This window comes from Mycolicibacterium sp. XJ1819 (assembly GCF_053483675.1).
This window is the reverse complement of sequence record NZ_JBEFST010000004.1, coordinates 1-19,176: the sequence shown is the minus strand read 5'-3', so window position 1 is coordinate 19,176 and position 19,176 is coordinate 1. Positions and strand designations below refer to the sequence as shown.

18 protein-coding genes and 1 pseudogene are annotated in these 19,176 nt (G+C 62.4%); 14 read left to right on the top strand and 5 right to left on the bottom strand.

Annotated elements, in window-relative coordinates:
- The first annotated feature begins 12 nt into the window (after positions 1 to 12).
- From ABQE89_RS05340 to ABQE89_RS05315, 6 genes and pseudogenes are all read left to right on the top strand, one after another.
- A complete protein-coding gene (locus tag ABQE89_RS05340) occupies positions 13 to 876 on the top strand; it encodes an SDR family NAD(P)-dependent oxidoreductase (protein WP_448414874.1) in 864 nt (287 codons plus the stop codon).
- A 7-nt stretch (positions 877 to 883) separates the two neighbouring features.
- Positions 884 to 1,849, top strand: coding sequence for an NADPH:quinone oxidoreductase family protein (locus ABQE89_RS05335; protein WP_448414872.1), 966 nt, complete (start codon positions 884 to 886; stop codon positions 1,847 to 1,849).
- Positions 1,846 to 2,553, top strand: coding sequence for a haloacid dehalogenase type II (locus tag ABQE89_RS05330; RefSeq protein ID WP_448414870.1), 708 nt, complete (start codon positions 1,846 to 1,848; stop codon positions 2,551 to 2,553). Before ABQE89_RS05335 ends, ABQE89_RS05330 begins: the two co-directional genes overlap by 4 nt.
- A gap of 22 nt (positions 2,554 to 2,575) precedes the next feature.
- On the top strand, positions 2,576 to 3,319 hold the full coding sequence (locus tag ABQE89_RS05325; RefSeq protein ID WP_448414868.1) for a methyltransferase domain-containing protein: 744 nt from the start codon (positions 2,576 to 2,578) through the stop codon (positions 3,317 to 3,319).
- 16 nt (positions 3,320 to 3,335) lie between these two features.
- Entirely contained in the window at positions 3,336 to 3,821 is a 486-nt protein-coding gene (locus ABQE89_RS05320; RefSeq protein WP_448414866.1) for a DUF456 domain-containing protein, read from the top strand.
- A 9-nt stretch (positions 3,822 to 3,830) separates the two neighbouring features.
- Positions 3,831 to 4,995, top strand: a pseudogene (locus ABQE89_RS05315) (LLM class flavin-dependent oxidoreductase).
- 23 nt (positions 4,996 to 5,018) lie between these two features.
- Here ABQE89_RS05315 and ABQE89_RS05310 read toward each other — a convergent pair.
- Both ABQE89_RS05310 and ABQE89_RS05305 read right to left on the bottom strand, forming a co-directional pair.
- Positions 5,019 to 6,182: a serine hydrolase domain-containing protein gene (locus ABQE89_RS05310; protein ID WP_448415264.1), complete on the bottom strand. Its 1,164-nt coding sequence runs from the start codon at positions 6,180 to 6,182 to the stop codon at positions 5,019 to 5,021.
- Positions 6,179 to 7,759 (bottom strand): AMP-binding protein, encoded by a 1,581-nt coding sequence (locus ABQE89_RS05305; RefSeq protein ID WP_448414864.1) that lies wholly within the window; start codon positions 7,757 to 7,759, stop codon positions 6,179 to 6,181. The genes ABQE89_RS05310 and ABQE89_RS05305 overlap by 4 nt, the downstream gene beginning before the upstream one ends.
- Before the next feature lie 151 nt (positions 7,760 to 7,910).
- Here ABQE89_RS05305 and ABQE89_RS05300 point away from each other — a divergent pair, with 151 nt between their 5' ends.
- From ABQE89_RS05300 to ABQE89_RS05275, 6 genes are all read left to right on the top strand, one after another.
- Positions 7,911 to 8,594, top strand: coding sequence for a TetR/AcrR family transcriptional regulator (locus tag ABQE89_RS05300; RefSeq protein ID WP_448414862.1), 684 nt, complete (start codon positions 7,911 to 7,913; stop codon positions 8,592 to 8,594).
- Between the two features lie 250 nt (positions 8,595 to 8,844).
- Entirely contained in the window at positions 8,845 to 9,975 is a 1,131-nt protein-coding gene (locus tag ABQE89_RS05295; protein ID WP_448414860.1) for an LLM class flavin-dependent oxidoreductase, read from the top strand.
- Between the two features lie 54 nt (positions 9,976 to 10,029).
- Entirely contained in the window at positions 10,030 to 10,446 is a 417-nt protein-coding gene (locus ABQE89_RS05290; protein WP_448414858.1) for a Rid family hydrolase, read from the top strand.
- On the top strand, positions 10,443 to 10,868 hold the full coding sequence (locus ABQE89_RS05285; protein WP_448414856.1) for a nuclear transport factor 2 family protein: 426 nt from the start codon (positions 10,443 to 10,445) through the stop codon (positions 10,866 to 10,868). The genes ABQE89_RS05290 and ABQE89_RS05285 overlap by 4 nt, the downstream gene beginning before the upstream one ends.
- A gap of 76 nt (positions 10,869 to 10,944) precedes the next feature.
- On the top strand, positions 10,945 to 11,877 hold the full coding sequence (locus ABQE89_RS05280) for a LipP1 family hormone-sensitive lipase (RefSeq protein ID WP_448414854.1): 933 nt from the start codon (positions 10,945 to 10,947) through the stop codon (positions 11,875 to 11,877).
- Positions 11,878 to 12,044: 167 nt separating this feature from the next.
- Entirely contained in the window at positions 12,045 to 12,644 is a 600-nt protein-coding gene (locus ABQE89_RS05275) for a TetR/AcrR family transcriptional regulator (RefSeq protein ID WP_448414853.1), read from the top strand.
- Here ABQE89_RS05275 and ABQE89_RS05270 read toward each other — a convergent pair.
- The 3 genes from ABQE89_RS05270 to ABQE89_RS05260 form a co-directional block, all read right to left on the bottom strand.
- Positions 12,621 to 13,235 carry a TetR/AcrR family transcriptional regulator gene (locus ABQE89_RS05270; RefSeq protein ID WP_448414851.1) on the bottom strand — a complete coding sequence of 205 codons (615 nt, stop codon included), beginning with the start codon at positions 13,233 to 13,235 and terminating at the stop codon, positions 12,621 to 12,623. The two genes, ABQE89_RS05275 and ABQE89_RS05270, sit on opposite strands and share 24 nt — an antisense overlap.
- Positions 13,236 to 13,353: 118 nt before the next feature.
- On the bottom strand, positions 13,354 to 14,814 hold the full coding sequence (locus tag ABQE89_RS05265) for an aldehyde dehydrogenase (protein WP_448414849.1): 1,461 nt from the start codon (positions 14,812 to 14,814) through the stop codon (positions 13,354 to 13,356).
- Positions 14,815 to 15,222: 408 nt separating this feature from the next.
- Positions 15,223 to 15,693, bottom strand: a complete 471-nt coding sequence (locus ABQE89_RS05260; protein WP_448414848.1) for a DUF2867 domain-containing protein — start codon at positions 15,691 to 15,693, stop codon at positions 15,223 to 15,225.
- An 812-nt stretch (positions 15,694 to 16,505) separates the two neighbouring features.
- Between ABQE89_RS05260 and ABQE89_RS05255 the strand changes: the two genes are divergently transcribed.
- Entirely contained in the window at positions 16,506 to 17,471 is a 966-nt protein-coding gene (locus tag ABQE89_RS05255) for a zinc-binding dehydrogenase (RefSeq protein ID WP_448414846.1), read from the top strand.
- Positions 17,472 to 17,544: 73 nt separating this feature from the next.
- A complete protein-coding gene (locus ABQE89_RS05250) occupies positions 17,545 to 19,101 on the top strand; it encodes an AMP-binding protein (RefSeq protein ID WP_448414844.1) in 1,557 nt (518 codons plus the stop codon).
- Positions 19,102 to 19,176 lie beyond the last annotated feature (75 nt).

Sequence of the window (19,176 nt, the reverse complement as noted above, 5' to 3'; positions counted from 1 at the left end):
GAAAGGAAGCTCATGCCAGGAGTGCAGGATCGCGTTGTCGTCGTCACCGGCGCCGGAGGCGGACTCGGCCGTGAATACGCGTTGACGCTCGCCAAGGAGGGCGCCAGCGTCGTGGTCAACGACCTCGGTGGTGCGCGTGACGGCACCGGCGGAGGTTCGGCGATGGCCGACGAGGTGGTCAAGGAGATCCGCGACGCCGGGGGCCGAGCGGTCGCCAACTACGACAGCGTCGCAGAAACCGAGGGCGCCGAGAACATCATCAAGACCGCACTCGACGAGTTCGGCAAGATCGACGGCGTGGTGAGCAACGCGGGCATCCTGCGCGACGGCACCTTCCACAAGATGGAGTTCGCCAACTGGGACGCGGTGATCAAGGTCCACCTCTACGGCGGCTACAACGTCATCCGCGCCGCATGGCCGCACTTCCGGGAGAACAACTTCGGCCGCGTGGTCGTCGCCACCTCCACCAGCGGCCTGTTCGGCAACTTCGGCCAGTCCAACTACAGCGCCGCCAAACTGGGCCTGGTCGGCCTGATCAACTCGCTGGCGCAGGAGGGCGCGAAGTACAACATCAAGACCAACGCCGTCGCCCCGATCGCCGCCACCCGGATGACCGAGGACATCCTGCCCAAGGAAGTCCTGGAGAAGCTGACGCCCGAGTACGTCGCGCCGGTGGTGTCGTATCTGTGCACCGAGGAGGTGCCCGAGACCGCGGCCATCTTCATCGTCGGCGGCGGCACGGTGCAACGGACCGCGCTGTTCCAGAACGAGGGCGTGACGTTCTCCGACGTGCCCAGCGTCGACGAGGTGGCCGCGAAATGGGGCGAGATCACCGACCTGTCCGCGGCCAAGCAGGCGACCTTCAGCCTCGGCTGATCCGGCGATGAAAGCGCTTGTCGCGCAGGAGCTCACGGGACCTGCGGGGCTGGTCTACACCGACGTGCCCGATGTCGGCGGCGACGACGCCATCGTCGTCGACGTCGGCGCGGCGGGGGTGAGTTTCCCTGATCTGCTGCTGCTTCGCGGCGAGTACCAGCTGCGGCTGGATCCGCCGTTCATCCCCGGCATGGAGGTGGCCGGGGTGGTGCACTGGGCGCCATACGAGTCGGAGTTCAAGGTCGGCCAGCGGGTGACGGCGCTGAGCATGATGGGCGGCTGGGCCGAACGGGTGGCGGTGACGCCGGACAACGTGCGGCCCACCCCCGACGACGTCGACGACGCCGAAGCCGTTGCGCTGCTGGGCAATTACCAGACGATGTACTTCGCACTGGCGCGCCGGGGTGCGCTGCGGCCGGGGGAGACGGTGCTGGTGCTCGGGTCCGCAGGCGGGATCGGGGTCGCCAGCATCCAGATCGCCAAGGCGTTGGGGGCCAAGGTGATCGCGATGGTGCACCGCACCCATGCGATGGACTTCGTCAAGTCACTGGGCGCCGATGTGGTGCTGCCGCTGACTGACGGGTGGTTGCAGGCCGTGCAGGAGGCCACCGACGGCCGCGGTGCGGATCTGGTGGTCGACCCGATCGGCGGTGCGGCGTTCGACGACGCAATCCGCGCGCTGGCGCTCGAAGGGCGGCTGCTGGTGATCGGCTTCGCCGCGGGCGCGGGCATCCCGACGGTCAAGGTGAATCGACTGTTGCTGCGCAACGTTGCGGTGATCGGGGTCGGCTACGGCGAATACATCAACCGCAGGCCGGGGTCGCAGTCGGTGTTCGAGTTCGGCGTCGGCGAGTTGGTCAAGGCGGGGCTGCGCCCGCCCCCGCCGGTGCGCTATCCGCTCGCCAAGGGCGTCGACGCATTGCAGAGCCTGGCCGACGGCGGGGTGCTCGGAAAGGTCGTCCTCGAGCCGTGAGCGCACCTCGAGCGCTGGCGTTCGACGTCTTCGGCACCGTCGTCGACTGGCGCTCCAGCATCATCGCCGAACTCACGGCGTTCGGTCGCGCCCACGACGCGCACCGGGACTGGGCCGCGGTCGCCGACAGTTGGCGCGCCGGCTACGTGCCCGCGATGGAGCGGGTGCGGCGCGGTGAACTGCCGTGGACCAGACTCGACGACCTGCATCGGATGAACCTCGTCGAACTGCTCGAGGGGGTGGGGTTGGCCTCGGTGAGCGCCGACGACATCGACCACCTCAACCGGGCGTGGCACCGGCTGGAGCCGTGGCCGGATGCGGTTTCCGGGCTCACGCGGCTCAAGCAACGCTTCCTGATCACCACGCTGTCGAACGGAAACGTCTCGCTGCTGACGAACATGGCCAAGCGGGCAGGCCTGCCGTGGGACTGTGTGATCTCCGCGGAGCTGTTCGGGCACTACAAGCCCGACCGGGAGGCCTATCTCGGCTGCGCCGATCTGCTCGATCTGCGGCCCGACGAGGTGATGCTCGTCGCCGCCCATCCCAGCGATCTGCGGGCCGCACGCAGCGCCGGCCTCAAGACCGCATACGTCGAACGACCGCTCGAGCGTGGCCCGCGCCGACCGCCACCTCCTGTCGACGACGGCGAATTTGACGTCACAGCAACAGATTTCCTGGACTTGGCGGACAAACTCGGCGCGTAAACCAGCGGAGTAGCGTGAAGTCGTGACCGACACAGCCGACCTGCCGCCCGCGCTGCAAAGGGCCATCGACCTGTTCATCGATCCGCCGACGCACCCCGATGTCGGCAAGGGCTACCTCGACCTGCTCAGCGGCCAGGCACCGGCCGACGCCGCGCCGCCGCGCAACACCGGCGTCATCCAGGCCGTGTGGGCCTCGAAACCCGGGTCGATGTTCTACGACAACGCGCAGGCCTTCGCCCGCCGATTCGTCAGCGCCTGGCGGCTGCCGCTGGACTGGCTCGACATCCCCGCGGGCGGTGTCGCGCTCGACGTCGGCAGCGGCCCCGGCAACGTGACCGCGGCGCTGGCCCGCGCGGCCGGACCGGGCGGGGTGGCCCTGGGAGTCGACATCTCCGCACCGATGCTGGCCCGGGCGGTGCGTGCCCACGCGGGTCCGGCCGTCGGATTCCTGCGGGCCGACGCCCAGCGGCTGCCGTTTCGCGACGAGACCGTCGACGCGGTGACATCGGTGGCCGTGCTGCAGCTCATCCCGGAGCCGTCGTCGGCGGTCGCGGAGATGTTCCGGGTGTTGCGGCCGGGCCGGCGGATCGCGGTGATGGTGCCGACCGTCGGCGCGGCGCCGTTGCCGCTGCGGCTGTTGTCCGGCGGCGGCGCACACTTCTTCAGCGAGGACGACCTCGGCGACCTGTTCGAACAGCGGGGGTTCTCCGGCGTGCGCACCAACAGGGTCGCCAACATCCAATGGGTGCGAGCACAGCGCCCGTGATGCGTACATTCGACCCATGAGTTCCGGCGGGATCGTGCTGGTCGCGTTGGCCATCGCGGTCGGCATCGTCGGCATCGTGGTGCCGCTGCTGCCGGGCACGCTGCTGGTGTTCGCCGCGATCGCGGTGTGGGCGTTCGTGGAACGCGACACGACGGCGTGGGTGACGCTGGCGGTGGTGACGTTGCTGCTGGGGGCCGCGACGCTGGTGAAGTACCTATGGCCGATGCGGCGGATGCGCGAGGCCGACGTGCGCACCCCGACCCTGGTGGTCGGCGCGGTGCTGGGCGTCATCGGCTTCTTCGTCATCCCCGTGCTCGGGCTGCCGATCGGGTTCGTGGTCGGCGTCTACCTCGCCGAACTGGCCAACCGTCGCGACCAGCGGCTGGCGTGGACGTCCACCACACATGCGCTCAAGGGCGTGGCGCTGTCGGTCGGCGTCGAATTGACCGGTGCGCTGCTGGCGACCGTCGTTTGGGTCTTCGGGGTGTACGTGACGCAGTAGTTTGCAGGCATGGCCAAGCTGCGGTTCGGGTACTTCATCGCGCCGTTTCACCGCGCCGGCACCAACCCGACCCTCGCGCTGCAGCGTGACCTGCAATTCGTCGAGCACCTCGATGCGCTCGGTTACGACGAAGCGTGGATCGGCGAACACCACTCGGCGGGCAGCGAGATCATCGGCTCGCCGGAGGTGTTCATCGCCGCCGCGGCCCAACGGGCCAGGCGCATCCGCTTCGGCACCGGCGTGATCTCGCTGGCCTACCACAACCCGCTGTGGGTCGCCGACCGGTTGATGCTGCTCGACCACCTCACCCACGGGCGCATCATCGGCGGCATGGGGCCCGGGTCGCTGCCGACGGACTCGGCGATGATCGGGTTGACGCCCACCGACACCCGCGAACTGCTCGAGACCAACCTCGACATCGTCGTGCGGCTACTCGCCGGCGAGACCGTGACCGCCAAGACCCCGACCCACGAATTGCACGACGCGCGACTGCAATTGGCGCCCTACGCCGAGGACGGCATCCCCCTGGCGGTGGCCGCGGTGGCCTCGCCGACCGGTGCGCGCCTGGCGGGCAAGCACGGCATCGGACTGTTGTCGATCGGCGCGACACTGGTCGTCGAGGGGTTCGACGCGCTGGCCCACCACTGGGGCATCGCCGAGGAACGTGCCGCCGCGTTCGGCACCACGGTGGACCGCCGCACCTGGTCTTTGGTCTGTCCCATGCACATCGCCGAGACCGAGGAGCAGGCCCGGACCGACGTGCGGTTCGGTCTGGAGTCCTGGTACCGGTATTTCCAGAAGGTGGCGGCCTTCCCGCAGATGGAGATGCCGGGCGAGCGCATGGACGAGGTCATCGACATCATCAACGGCGCGGGCGCGGGCGTGATCGGCACGCCCGACCAGGCCCGTGCGCAGGTGCAGCGGCTGTGGGACCAGTCCGGTGGGTTCGGCTGCATGCTGCAGATGGGCCACGAATGGGCCAACCCGGCGGCCACCAAGCGGTCGGCCGAACTGTTTGCCGCCGAGGTGATCCCGCACTTCCAGGGCCAGGCGCAGCCGACGCTGGACGCCGCGGCGCGCGCCACCGAGGTGCGCGCCGACCTGGCTCAGACGCAGATCAGCGCCATCGAGCACATGACCCCGCAAGTACGAGGCCGAAACGGGCGGCAGCTAGCCCAAATGATATGCGGCGCCTTCTCAACGAGCGACGGATCGTCCCGTGTATCGAAGGGACCGAACGGCGTTGAACACACTTGCCATGTATTCCTCGCTCCTTTCCCCGCCGATCACTTCGGGTCCCATACGGTTCATTGTGTACACGGCGGTCACTCCATTCGTTGGATCTATGACCGCCAGTGAGCCGCCCCACCCTCCCCAGAAGCAACGCTTCCCTGGCGGCAGGGACGAAATCGCCGGGCTCGAAAGGGCGTATCCAAGTCCCCAAGTAATTGGTATGCCGAGAACGCGGTCGATCCCTTGATGTTGGGGAGTGAAAACCAGGTCGACTGTTCGAGTCGATAACAAGCCATCCCCTCCTTCGGCGAGTACCGAGAGGATGTTGGCAACCGACCGCGAGTTGCCGTGTGCGTTCAGGGCGCCTAGTTCGGCACCACGCCAGTCGGCGGTTTCGGCTGCACGGGCGTCGACATGGGGATTGGAGAACGTTCGGATCATCACGTATGGATCGAACCCCGGAGGCCGATGCAGGCGTGTAGGCGGAGGCGCAGCGAGTTCGGCGATACGGTCGGGATCGATGTCGCGGGCTCCGATGCATAAGTCAGCGCCCCGAGGGCCGGCGATCTCAGCGTGCACAAATTCAGTGAGTCGCGATCCAGTAATCCGCCGGATCAGTTCACCGATCAGATGACCCTGGCATTGAGCGTGATAGCCAGATGCACTTCCGGGCGCCCACCAGGGTCTTTGCCTCGCGAGGCGATCGGTCGCGTAGTCGGTGTCATACATCTGTTGGCGCGAGAACGGCGGATCCCAGCCCGCGACCCCCGAGCTATGCGACAGCACGTGCCGCACCAGCACGCCCCCTTTGCCGCCCGCCGCGAATTCGGGCCAGTAGCGGGCGACCGGTTCGTCGAGATTCAGCAGGCCCCGGTCCACCAGGAGTAATGCAGCCAGGTTGGTCACCATCTTGCTGATAGACCACAGGTTGACCACAGTGTTTGCCTGCCAAGGCTGGGTGCCGGCACGATCTCGGGCACCGCCCCACAGGTCAACCACGGTTTGCCCATTGACGACGACGGTCAGGCGTGCGCCTAATTCCTTGCCGCTAACTATGTTTCGTTGTAGCTTGTCGTGGACAGAACGGAACTCCGGCTCACAGATGCCGTGTATGGATGTAACCGTCATTGGATGCGGCGAGGTCGTCCAGCCCACGCCTTTTCTCGCAGGACAAACTTCTGAATCTTGCCGGTCGAAGTCTTTGGGAGCTCGCCGAAAGTCACCGATTTGGGAGCCTTGAATCGGGCGAGGACCCGTTGGGTGTGTTCGATGATCTGCTCCTCGGTAACCTCAGCGCCCTCATGCAAGGTCACGAATGCGGCGGGCACCTCTCCCCACTTCGGGTCTGGAACGGCGACCACCGCGACCTCGAGGACGGCGGGGTGATCCATGATCACCTGCTCGACTTCGACCGAGGCAATATTCTCTCCGCCGGAGATGATGACGTCTTTGGAGCGGTCCCGCAGTTCGATGTAGCCGTCCGGGTGGCGCACACCGACATCTCCGCTTCGGAACCATCCATCAGGCACTGCCTTGGCGGTCGCCTCGGGATCCTTGAAGTAGCCCAACATGACGTTATTGCCGCGAAGTGCGATCTCACCGGTGGTGTGGCCGTCGGCTGGCACATCGGTGCCGTCCCGGCCGATCACTCGGGCCGCGGCGGCGATCATGTTGGGGACACCTTGGCGTGCTTTGAGCCGGGCCTGTCGATCTGCATCGAAGGCATCGAACTCGGGTCGCCAATCGCAGATCATCGCCGGCCCGTACGTCTCAGTAAGACCGTAGAGATGGGTTACGTCGAATCCGAGAGTCTGCATCCGGCGCAGGATGGCTGGACTCGGTGGCGCACCTCCCGTCGCGATTTTCACGCGCCGCCCGTCTAAAGGTCTCGCCTGTTGCGCGTAGGCAATCATCGACAGCACGACCGGAGCCCCCGCGAGGTGAGTCACCCGTTCCTCATCCAGTAGGCGCCAAACCTCGGTCGGGTCTGGCTTCGGTAAGCACACGTGCGTTGCAGCGGCGGCGGTGACAGCCCAGGTGAAGCACCACCCGTTGCAATGGAACATAGGCAACGTCCATAGGTACACGGACGCCGGAGTCAGGCCGGTATGGCCCACCATCGCAAGCGCCTGCAGGTAGGCGCCCCGGTGGTGGTACATCACTCCTTTGGGGCGCCCGGTCGTTCCCGAGGTGTAGTTGATGGACAGCAGCGACCGCTCATCGGTCGTCGGGTGGTACACGGGTGTGGCGGCCGCGAGTAGTTGGTCGTACGCACCGCCGTCACCGGCGCCTGCACGTATCCGGTGTGGGGGCGAGCTCAGTTGCGCAAAGGCCGCTTCGATAACAGCGTCAAAGGCGGGATCATGGATCAGTACCGTCGCTTCGCTGTGATCGAGGATGTATGCGATCTCACGAGCTGACAGGCGGTTGTTGATCGCCACAAGTGGGACCCCACCCCACGGAACCCCGTAGTGCGCTTCGAGCAGTACGTGAGTATTAGGAGCAAGGACGGCCACCGCATGCCCTGAGGCGAGGTCGGCGAGTGCTCCGGCGAGCCGACCGGCACGCTCGTGTAATTCCGCGTAGGTCCACCGGTCATCGCCTTCGATTACCGCGACTCGGTCGCCATGCGCGTTCGCCGCGCGCTCCAAATACATCGTCGGGGTCAGAGGTTCGAAGGAGGATGCGGCGTTCGGGTTGACCATCAGGATCCTTTATGTCGAACGATCGATCGACACCAGACATTAACCAAGCCCACAGTCACGGTCAATCGCCAGAGCGGCTTCGCGGCCTGTCAAAGGCGGCTCTGTTGCGTACCTAGACTCGGATCGAACTCTGTGTGAGGAAGGCGGACAGGTGGCGAGGAAGCGCTCACTTGACGAAGGGCCGGTGCTGCGAGATCAGATTCTCATTCATGCCAGTCGACTGTTCTACGAACGCGGCTACGGTGCGACTTCAATCCGGGATATCGCGGAGGCGGTGGGTATTTCGTCGTCGACGATGTATCACCACTTCACCAACAAACAAGAAGTGCTCTACGCCATCGTCGCCAGGTTCATGTCGGACTTCATTGCGGCGACCGTACCGACACTTCGAGACGACGGGTTGAGCCCGACGGAACGCATCCGGCGGACAGTCCGCACTCACATCGAGATGAGTGATGGCCGCCGTCCCGAACTGCTCGTAGGCAACCCGATTAGATACGCGCTGAGCGGCGAGCAGAAGGCTCACGGGGTCGCGCTGCAGTATGCCTACCATGATGCTGTACGGGAGGTGATCGAGGAAGGTTGCCGCACAGGCGACTTCCACGTCCGCGACGTAGCCGTCACGACGATGGCCGTGTTGGACATGCTTAATGGAGTTCGGGAATGGTACTCACCCGGCGGCCATCTATCCCGTATCGAGATTATCGAACGATATATCGATCTGGTCTTGACTCTGCTTGGGGTGCATGCGAAAGCGGCTGCCACACTTCCTAGGAGAAGTTCCTCGGCGGGTTCTGTGCAGTCACCGGAGGCGCCGGGCAGTCCCGCCGGATGACCGCGCGGTCCTGCGCAGCGCCGAGAGTCTCATGCACCTCAGGCCTCTAGCGGGCCATCGTGAACCTGAAGCGTACGCGCCGGCTGTCGTTCGGCGGAGTGCACATTGCCGCGCCGTCGGCGCGGTTTCCGCGGACACCTTCGGTCGCAGCCCTTGACCAGCTTTCAAAACGTCTTGTACGCTGGCGCGCAACGTCATATACCGACGTGTCAGTATACAATTAGCTTGACAAGACGCATGGGAGGCGATCGTGAGATTTGGCACGCTGAGTGAGGCCGACACTCCCGATGGCATGACGCACTATCACCGTTATCACGAACAACTCGAGGAAGCGGCGTTTGCGGATTCGCTGGGATTCGATTTCTGGGGCGTCTCCGAGCAGCACTTCCTGCCGACAACTAGCAGCATCTCGGCGCCTGAAACATTCTTTGCGGCGGTGGCGGCACGTACAAGGCGGATAAAGCTCCGCTTTCTGTCAGTGGTGATGCTTCCCTTCAACCACCCGGTGCGGGTGGCTGAGCGGCTAGCGACGCTCGACATCCTCTCGGACGGCCGGGTCGAATTGTGTACTGCTCGATCGAACAGTCCCTTCACGCTCGACGTCTTCGGTGTCGATCCCAACGAAACCCGCAGTCTCTGGCGTGAAGGTACCGAGGCCACAATTCGCGCGCTGACTGAAGATCCGTTCGAGTTCAAGGGACAGCATTACACCATTCCTCCTCGTTCCGTGACGCCCAAGCTGTACCGCGACGAGATGTTTCCGGTCATGGTGATAGGTACCAGCCTGGAATCGTGTGAGATCGCCGGCGCCAACGGGCTAGGGGTCATGACTCACGACAGCTGGGGCGGTTGGGAGTACATCGAGAAGTGCGCTCAACTCTATAAGGGCGCAATCGAGAACGCGGAGCCATTCGCTCCCTACCCTGTTACGAACTCGCTCGGCTACGCCGTCGCCACCGCGAACTGCGACGCGGACGTGGAACGCGCCTATCGGACTGCAAGACACATTGCTGAGGGCTTTATCTCACTCGGAATGCACATGTATGCACCGTTGGTGAAAGCATCCGAGAGTTATTCCGCTTTTGCTCAGCTCGAGGATGTGTACGAACATCGCGACGATCTTGAATACGTGATGGACAAGACCCCCTCAGTGTTGCTCGGCAAGCCCGACAAGTTCATCGCGACGATCGAGCGCTTGCAGGCGCTGGGCTTCGATGAGGTCGCGATGCGCATCGACGGGTACGGCCACGAGCAGAACATGCGCAATATCGAAATGATCGGCAAGTATGTCATTCCCCACTTCAGGGCGAAGTCGGCGATCGTGCCCAGCCAGTACCGCACCGAGTTGAACGTTCAGGATGTGCCGCAGTACCTGATCTAGGACCGCGCCGCCTGGTGCACGAGACAACAGAACTCACCTCGACCAAGGAAAGCGATGAGTAGCCTGAAGTTTTATAACCCTGAGTTCCTATACGAGCTCCCGGGATTCGCATGGATTGTCGATGACGGCTTTACCGTCCGGATCTCTGGCCAGTACGCAACGGGCAAAGAGATGAAGCTCCTCAAGGAGTCGTTCGAGGATCAGGTCCGACTGTCGTTTGAGAATCTCAAACGCTGCCTTGATGTGGCCGGTTGTACCGAGCGAGATCTGGCACACGTCGTGCTGTACATCGTCGCCGATCCCGGTGATGAAGGACAGGAGGCGTTCAACCGCGACGTCGAAACGGTGATCCGGGTCAAGCTTGAGGTGTTGCCTGAAGCCACCCCTGCCGCGGAATTGATCCCACTGCCTCGCTTGATTCTGGAAAATCAGCGTTTCGAGGTATCGGCTGTGGCGAGGCGCTCAGGATGAGCGAATCCGTCGCGAACGATGCAATAGCGTTGTACAACAACTGGCTTGAGGCGTGGCGCCGAGTGGACGGCGAGGCGATGAAAAGGCTCTGGGATCAAGCGTATCCGTCGCTCATCTACCAAGCCGAAGAGCGGGCCGAGACGTTCACGTCGTGGGTGGCGATTGAAAACTACTGGAACACCGCCCCTGAGCACGTGGAGAAGATCACTGGAGTTCAGGATCTCGGACACACGTTGTGCGAGTTCGACGGGGGCGTGCTGCTGTTCGGCACCATCACGATTGCGTTTCACGTGAAGGACGCGCCTAAACCGTTAGAGGGTCAGATGCGGGTAACTATGGGCATGCATCGGGTGGGCGGTGAGGTCAAACTTTTCCACTATCACGAATCAAGGCAACTTGATTTGGAAGCTGCTCTGCAGTAGGCCCCGAACCTAGTTAGGTCGTCAGTTCGCGTCGAAGGCGCAAAAAAGGGTCGCATTGGTCGTATTGGAGGAGATCATGGCACTACACCCGGAAGCGGTACAGATGCTCAATGCATTGCATCAGGCCGGGGTGAAGTCGTACGAGGAAATGACAGTTCCCGCGGCGCGCAGTTCTGGACGCGAAGGAATAATGGCGCTGCAGGGAGAACGCGTCGAAATGGCCTCAGTGATCAACCGCACGATCCCAGGCCCGGCGGGCGAAATTCCGATCCGAATTTATATTCCGGGCGGCGGCGAGGTTCTCCCAGTGTTGATGTACTACCACGGCGGTGGATGGGTGCTCGCCGATCTGGACGTGCCGGACCGCGTGCTGCGCGTAGTCGCGAAAGCCGCTAACGCAATAGTGGTCTCGGTGGATTACCGGCTCGCACCGGAACATCGCTACCCGGCGGCCTTTGACGACTGCTATGCGGCTACCGCATGGGTGGCCGAGCACGCGGCGGAGTTCGGCGGCGACCCCGGCCGGCTGGCTGTTTCGGGAGATAGTGCCGGTGGCAACCTAGCGGCCGCGGTCGCGTTAGCGGCCCGCGACCGAGGGGGACCCGCGTTGTCGGCGCAGTTGCTGATATATCCGATCCTCGATTTCAACTTCGAGACACAGTCTTATCGGGATAAAGGCGAGGGATACATTCTGACAAAGGCCAACATGATCTGGTTCTGGGCCCATTACTTGGGTGCTCAACCGCTGGATAACGATCCCTACGCTTGCCCGCTGCGGGCCAACGACGTGGCGGGCTTGCCTAATACGTATATTGCAACTGCCGAATACGATCCGTTGTGCGACGAGGGCGAACATTTCGGCGTCCGACTGGAGGAAGCCGGGGTTCCCACCACCACGAAGCGGTTCGAAGGCATGCTGCACGGATTCTTCTGGACGCTTGCTGCCAATCCGAGCGCCTCCGGAATCATCGACGATCTGGTGGCGACATTACATAAGGCGTGGGCCTAAACGCTAGAGCAGCCACTAGTGCAACGACTTTCGTCATTCGAGGGTAGCCTCAGGGCGGACAACGACACCATCGGATGACCGCTTCGTGCGTGCGTGTCGGGTGCAGGCGCAAATTTCGTTAGGTACCGTCTTTGACTGTTCGGGCTACTTTAGAGAGGATGCCTGTGATGCGTTCCGAAGCCGCGCAACAGAGGCGCCAGGCCGTGCTGGATGCGGCTACAGATCTTTTCGGCCGCAAGGGGTGGCCGGTGGCTACCGCGGATGAAGTCGCCGCACAGGCCGGCGTCACGAAACGGACGCTCTACAGCTACTTCGGCAGCAAGCAAGGACTGTTGTATGAGGTCGGCAAGGCGATTCTCGACGTCAGCCGGAAGCGCTTCGAAGAACTCGCCGCACTTGAGGGTTCGCCGACTACCCGTCTGCGCGCGACAATCATCGGATATGCCGAACTTGTTTTCACCTTCCAGGTTCAGTACCTCGTTTTCCTGGAGGAATTGAAGCACCTCGATGATTCGCAACTGGCTCACGTCACTGAGATAAGTGGCGACTGGGTCGCTTTGGTCAGCGGCATCATCCGGGATGGACAAGCTGGCGGCGATTTCGATAAAGGTCAGGATCCCGGGGTCGGCGCATTCACGATCCTTGGGATGCTCAATGGAATGGTCTACTGGGTTCGTAATGAGGGCGCGGCGTGGTCGCAGGATGAGCTCGCAGAGCAGATCGTCGATTTGGTGTTTGACGGCTTATCGGTTGACCAGACCGCCTAGGAGCAACCGCGAGATCTCGCTGCTTATCTTGCTGGGCTTGAGGCGACCGTGCGGTCGATACCAGCGGTAGACGGTCGCAAGCGTGTAAAAGATGGCGGTGGCTGCAACGACACTGTCGATACGCTCGTTGTTGGTCTCGGCCAGGGATTCCTCGATGGCATCGACAAGGACCAAGCAAACCGCGTTCGACCGGTGTTCAGCTCTCTTACGAGCGCTACCCGACAGATACTTGAGACCTTCCAGGGATGCAGCGAACTCGTTCGGGTGGCTCAGCGAAAGGTCGGTGAGCGTCGTTACCATGCGGGCAAGTCGATCCGTAGCACTACCCTCTTCCTCCTGATGCGCGACGAGTCGATTCAGCAACTCGTCCATGAGGCGTTGCTGGATGGCTTCGAGGATTGACTGCTTGTTCTTCAGGTGGTAGTACACCGTTCCACGAAGTTCGTCGACGGAGTCAGCGATCTCTTCGGTCGTTGTCGCCGCAAAGCTCTTTCGCGCGAACAGTTCAGCTGCCGTGGTCAACACCCGTTGACGTAGGGCGGCGGAAGATTCCGAAGGCGCGGAATCGAGTGGATCCGCTTCCGTGGGCATGGTGAATAGCTTAGCGCGCTGCTGGAATAGTTTCGTCAATGGACCGTGCGCGAGTGCTCAATGCCATCGGGTCATACCCAATCATTGCGACTTGCCGTTGCCGAAGACGCCGCTGAACTCAGGCGAATAGCAGCACCTTGGTCTCGAGAAACGACAGCAGCCCCTCGACGCCGCCCTCACGCCCTATGCCCGACTGCTTGTAACCGCCGAATGGCTGAACGTTGCACAAGTCCCAGGTGTTGACTCCGACTTGGCCGGTATCAATGTCGCGCGCAATGTGCTCTGCCAATGCTGCGTCGCGAGCGAAGACCGCACCGGAAAGGCCGTATCGAGAGTCGTTGGCGATCGCGACGGCATGATCGATGTCGTCGAACGGGATCATCACTAAAACCGGGCCGAAAATCTCGTCCTGCGCAATGCGCATCCTGTTGTCGACGTCTGCGAACAAAGTCGGTTCAACGAACCAGCCACGCTCGATGTCGGCAGGTCGCTGTCCGCCGAACACCAGGCGAGCACCCTCCTCCTGCCCGAGTCGGATGTACTCTTCGATTCGGTCTCGCTGACGTTCAGATACGACCGGCCCGAACATTGTCGCGGGGTCGGCGGGATCACCTACGGTGAACTGAGCGCGTGCCTGCTCGAATGCCCCGACGACTTCATCCTGGCGATGACGAGGAACGAGGACGCGAGTCAGTGCAGCGCACACCTGGCCATTGTGTCCGAACCCCGCTTGGATCAGCGTTGGAATGACATCCGCGAGCGGAATGTCGTCGGCAACGATCGCCGCTGACTTGCCGCCGAGTTCCAGAGTTACTGGCCGTATAAGTTCGCCACATAGTGCTCCGATGCGTCGGCCGGCGTCGGTACTTCCGGTGAAGGCGACTTTATCGACTCCCGGATGCGTGACGAGATACTCGCCCACTTCGCGCGAGGCCGGCAGGACGCTGACCACTCCGGGTGGAAAACCCGTGGCGGCCAGCGCCTCTGCAAGGATCATGATGCTGAGTAGTCCCTCTTCGGCCGGCTTGAGGACCACGGTGCAACCCGCTGCAAGCGCTGGCGCGAGCTTGTTCACCGCCCCTGCTACCGGACCGTTCCACGGAATAATCGCTGCGACAACACCTATCGGCTCGCGCACTACTTTTGTGCGCCGCGTTCCGTCCCAGCCGCGCTCCTCTTCAAACGCCACGCGCTCATGAAGGTTGGCAACATCCTCGAGTATCGGTAATGCGAGTTGTTGGCCCCATAGAGCGATCGATACCGGCGCGCCAACGTCAGCGGTAAATGCTGCAGCCATCGCGTCGATGCGGTGTTCGATTTCCTTACGCAAGCGGACCAGATACTCGGCACGCTGCGCCGGGGTCAGCGTAGGCCAAGGTCCGGAGTCGAACGCGTTGCGTGCCTTAGCAACTGCGGCATCGACATCAGCTTTCTGGGCGGTGGCGACTCGTGCGATCAGCTGCTCCGTAGTTGGAGAGATGACGTCGATCTTCTCGGCACTCGACGGGGCGACCCATTCACCGCCGATCAACAGGCGATCGTGGATGTCCTCCGAACCGGATGCGACATTGGATGGCATCGGTCTCTCCTTAACTTTTCGGTTCTCGATCTTCGTTATTGCTAGTGCTACCAAGTACGGGAGAGGATGAGTCGCTCAAGCCCACGTGCTATGTAACCTTGAGTCATCTACCGTGGGTCCTGTGTAAGGCACTGCCACGAAGGGTCCCGAAAGATCAACCGGCGTCGTACCGCGTCCGAACGGATGTAGGCGGCCCCAGTCCGGTGTCTGAGATCCGCTGTCGGCCTTTGCCCTACGACAACCCTTAGGTCGATCGACCGACCGAAGCAGTGACCAGACACAAACCTCCTCGGGTACTGTCGGGCCAGTCTACCGATGGCGCGCACGCCGTGTCAATAGTGGAGAATCGAACTTTCGCGTGGCGGGCGGCGGTCGGCGGGCGGCGGATGCAGCGAGAAACCGCAGGCGTCAGCGTGGGCCGTCGAGCCTCCTCGCAGCAGTTTTCACCGCGTGATCGACGAGGGATTTCGCGGTGTTTCGATGCATTGGTGAGATGAGACCCCAACCGACGCGCCCCGCAGTGCCACCAAATTCGATCAACGTCGACATCCAAAGTTGGCCGTGCTGCGCGGAAAAGACAATTCGAGGTGTCCAGCTCTTTGCGCCGAAGCCGAGCACGATGTGCTCCGGTGAATTGTCGATCACCCGCATGCCGGCAATCGTGGCGCCATCCTGCTTGTCGGTCCGGGCCCGAAACGGAGCCAAGATTAGCAGCGCAGCCTTAAGGGAAGCCGGTGGCTCTTGCTCCAGGCAGAGCCGAGCCCAATCCTCGGCACTCTGCATCACCGTCGTGTCCTTGGCGAACGAGTCTTCGTAATCCACTCTGTTTAGAAGGTTCATCGACACGACATCTGTTGGCACCGGAACTCGTTTAGCCATTACTGCCTCCTTTTTAAGGTTCCCTGATGTGCGGTCGCGAGGCGTGTGCGGGTCCGCGCGAACCGCAGCCGTACTTGCGATCCGCAGGGCTGTCGGGGGAAGACCAAAGTATACTATCCTGCCAAGGATAGTAGCGGTTATTGGAAGGCATGTCCGGCAATCGCAGATGTCTGCGGGGCGCGTACCCGACGTTCCGACAGCGCCACGACCGACGGGACGCGGCAACCAACGTCGTTGCGATGTGCGACTCGCTGCCCGGGTACTGAACCCACACTCGGCGTTGGTTGTCTGCTCCTGGGCCACATGCCCGCCTGCCGGACTTGGCTGATTGTCATGCTACCCAGCGCTTTCACCAAGCCCTCAACCTACCCGTTCATGGGGTTGGTTAGCTGCCTATTTGCCGGCAACGAACTTCCTTGCCGACCCGCCTCGTTTCCCTCCCCCGAATCTCGGAACGTGGGCGAGACCTGTGCAAGATCCGAACGGGCCACGGATTGGATGACAGAGCAGGGTACGGTATACTGGCCAGAGAGTATAGCGTGGAACTAGCACTACCACCGTCGGGAGAAATATGATGATGCTGGCGCGCGGTGTCACAACAGGACCGAACGCGGGCACATTGTGATCGCAGAGTTCCGACCGGCCACCTCCCCGATGACACAGCTCACGCGTTCGACACGGTCGGGCCGGGATCTATGGGAATCGGGATCTGTGGGGAAAGGACAAGTGACTTTGGCCGCGAACCGACCACAACTAGCGGCATCGGTGCCGGAGGGCAATTCTCGCATGACTCAGCCGGTAGGGCGTTAGTCATGCTCAGCGTATACGCGAATGCACTTTCGGCCGACAATCCGCTCTCAGGTCTGGAAGTCGGAGAGCGTCCGGAGCCTGTGCGGTCCCCGGGTTGGGTCACCGTCGAGGTGCGCGCGGCCGCGCTGAACCACCATGATTTATGGGCACTACGTGGCGGAACACTGCGGCCAGACCAGCTTCCGATGGTTCTTGGTACCGACGCGGCCGGGGTCGACGAGCACGGCAACGAGGTTCTCATCTACCCGTTGATCACCAGCGACGGGTGGAGGGGTGACGAGACCCTGGATCCAGACGGTTCGCTACTGTCTGATCTCCACCAAGGCACGCTGGCGCAGCGTGTTGCAGTGCCGCGCCGCAATCTTGTACCCAAGCCTTCACAACTGTCTTTTGAGGAAGCGGCGACCTTACCGTCCGCATGGCTAACCGCCTACCGAATGTTGTTCACCAAGGCGCAAGCACATCCCGGCCAAACCGTGCTCGTTCAGGGCGCTGGAGGGGGGGTTGCGACGGCCGCGATCGCACTGGGAAAAGCGGCCGGACTGCGGATGTGGACCACGTCGCGGTACGAAAGCAAGCGTGCACGCGCCATCCAGTTGGGCGCGGACGCGGCATTCGAACCAGGGGCGCGGTTGCCCAAGAGGGTGGATGTGGTGCTGGAGACAGTTGGAGAGGCCACATGGGAGCACTCCATGCGGTCATTACGCGCCGGCGGAACACTTGTTGTTGCCGGCGGAACGACGGGATTCAATGTCGGAACAAACCTGACGCGGTTAGTTAACCTGCAGTTCAATGTGCGGGGTTCGATGGTCGGTACCCGTGACGAACTGACAAGGCTACTCAAGTTCATCGAAACGAGCGGCGTCCGACCGGTGATCGATCGCGTGCTCCCGCTTGCCGAGGCACGCGCGGGTTTCGAGGGAATGGCATCGAGCGATCAGTTCGGAAAGATCGTCCTCAAACCATGACCGAATACAGCCAGCGATGGCAGCCACGGGCAAAGGAATCGTAAAAGTAGGGCGAAGGCGAAAAGAGGTAAGTGTGGATGCCGTTGACCTGATTGGCTTGCGCAACATCAATGATCTACTGCGAGAACGTGCCACAGCTCATCCCGATAAGGAGTTCCTCGTTTTCGAGGATGCGGAAGGCCAGGTGCGCAGTTTCACCTATGGTGAATGGCTCAACGCGGTGGAGGCCCTAGCAGCTGGACTGGACAGAATCGGCGTCAAGGCCGACACGAAGGTCGCATTGCGCATGCGCAATTGTCCAGAACTCCTCATGAGTTGGTTCGCCGTCGCGCGCCTCGGGGCGGTTTCGGTATTGACCATTGCGCAGAGCTCAGCTCGGGAAACGCATCACGTAACCTCTCATTCGGATGCAGAGGTAGTCATTACCGAAGCCGAGTACCTCTCGATCTATGACGAGCTGCGGTCCGAATTGCCTGCGCTCAGATCGGTCATAGTCATTGGTGCGAATCAACCGTTGCCTACAGCCACCCGGTTTGACGAGGTGTCGGTCTCGGGCGGTCAACCGCCCGAGATCAGCCAGTCGCCTGATGCTCCGATCCAGATGTTGTTTACCTCAGGCACGACGGCCCAGCCGAAGGCAGTGGTGCTGACCCACGCCAATTGCCTGCACGCCGGCGAGCGAGAGTCGATGATCCAGGGCCTGGAGCCGTCCGACCGACTATTGACGTGTCTGCCCTTCTTTCACGTCAATGCCCAATCGGTGACGATGCTTTCGGCGCTCACCCTCGGCGCAACCGCAATCTTCCTCCAGGCATTCAGTGCATCAAAGTTCATGGCCCAAGTTCGACGTCATCGTGCCACGCAGGCAACCATGGGGTCGACCATCGCACAGACGTTACTTGCACAGCCTGAGCGTTCGGACGACGGCAACCATGAACTTCGTCGCGTGACCTACGCCATCAACATAAATGACGACCAGAAAGTCGCGTTCGAGAGCCGGTTCAACGTTCGGTTCATGAATGCCTACGGCCTAACTGAAGCGATGACGGTCGTCTCGGCTACTCCGGTGTTCGGCGACCAAAGGTGGCCGTCTATCGGACGTCCGGTCGCCGATCGTCTGATCCGTCTCGTGGATAAGGATCGACGACCGGTCGCGCTTGGCGAGGTTGGCGAGATCGCGGTGCACGGCCGCCCCGGGTACACACTTATGAAGCAGTATTACAAGGACGAGGCGGCGACCGCTGACGCGATTCAGGACGGTTGGTTGTATACCGGCGACCTCGGAAGGTTTGACGAAGACGGCTATCTCTATTTCGTCGACCGCGTGAAGGACATGATCAAGCGCGCAGGTGAAAATGTCTCCGCTACCGAGGTCGAGTCCGTACTCATGACGCACCCCGCGATTACCGAGGCGGCCGTGATCGGTGTGCCCGATCCCGTTCGGGACGAGGCAGTCAAGGCATTCGTGGTCTTGACTCCCGGTGCCGAACTGCCAAGGGAAGCGCTGACCGACTTCTGCCGAAAGCGGTTGGCTCCATTCAAAGTACCGACCATTATCGAGTATCGGACCGATCTGCCGCGTACATCTGTCGGAAAGGTGGAAAAAAAGCAGTTGCGTTCACACGGTTGAACGGTCGGCTGCCGAGCGTCGCTGTATGCGGGCGAATCGGGGTTGAGACCAGGCTCGGGCCGGCGAGCGTGCAAC

Bases quoted from the DNA above. Each gene is read 5' to 3' on its own strand.
- ABQE89_RS05340 (WP_448414874.1), top strand. From the start codon at position 13: ATGCCAGGAGTGCAGGATCGCGTTGTCGTCGTCACCGGCGCCGGAGGC.
- ABQE89_RS05335 (WP_448414872.1), top strand. From the start codon at position 884: ATGAAAGCGCTTGTCGCGCAGGAGCTCACGGGACCTGCGGGGCTGGTC.
- ABQE89_RS05320 (WP_448414866.1), top strand. From the start codon at position 3,336: ATGAGTTCCGGCGGGATCGTGCTGGTCGCGTTGGCCATCGCGGTCGGC.
- ABQE89_RS05310 (WP_448415264.1), bottom strand. From the start codon at position 6,182: ATGACGGTTACATCCATACACGGCATCTGTGAGCCGGAGTTCCGTTCT.
- ABQE89_RS05305 (WP_448414864.1), bottom strand. From the start codon at position 7,759: ATGGTCAACCCGAACGCCGCATCCTCCTTCGAACCTCTGACCCCGACG.
- ABQE89_RS05290 (WP_448414858.1), top strand. From the start codon at position 10,030: ATGAGTAGCCTGAAGTTTTATAACCCTGAGTTCCTATACGAGCTCCCG.
- ABQE89_RS05285 (WP_448414856.1), top strand. From the start codon at position 10,443: ATGAGCGAATCCGTCGCGAACGATGCAATAGCGTTGTACAACAACTGG.
- ABQE89_RS05280 (WP_448414854.1), top strand. From the start codon at position 10,945: ATGGCACTACACCCGGAAGCGGTACAGATGCTCAATGCATTGCATCAG.
- ABQE89_RS05275 (WP_448414853.1), top strand. From the start codon at position 12,045: ATGCGTTCCGAAGCCGCGCAACAGAGGCGCCAGGCCGTGCTGGATGCG.
- ABQE89_RS05270 (WP_448414851.1), bottom strand. From the start codon at position 13,235: ATGCCCACGGAAGCGGATCCACTCGATTCCGCGCCTTCGGAATCTTCC.
- ABQE89_RS05265 (WP_448414849.1), bottom strand. From the start codon at position 14,814: ATGCCATCCAATGTCGCATCCGGTTCGGAGGACATCCACGATCGCCTG.
- ABQE89_RS05260 (WP_448414848.1), bottom strand. From the start codon at position 15,693: ATGGCTAAACGAGTTCCGGTGCCAACAGATGTCGTGTCGATGAACCTT.
- ABQE89_RS05255 (WP_448414846.1), top strand. From the start codon at position 16,506: ATGCTCAGCGTATACGCGAATGCACTTTCGGCCGACAATCCGCTCTCA.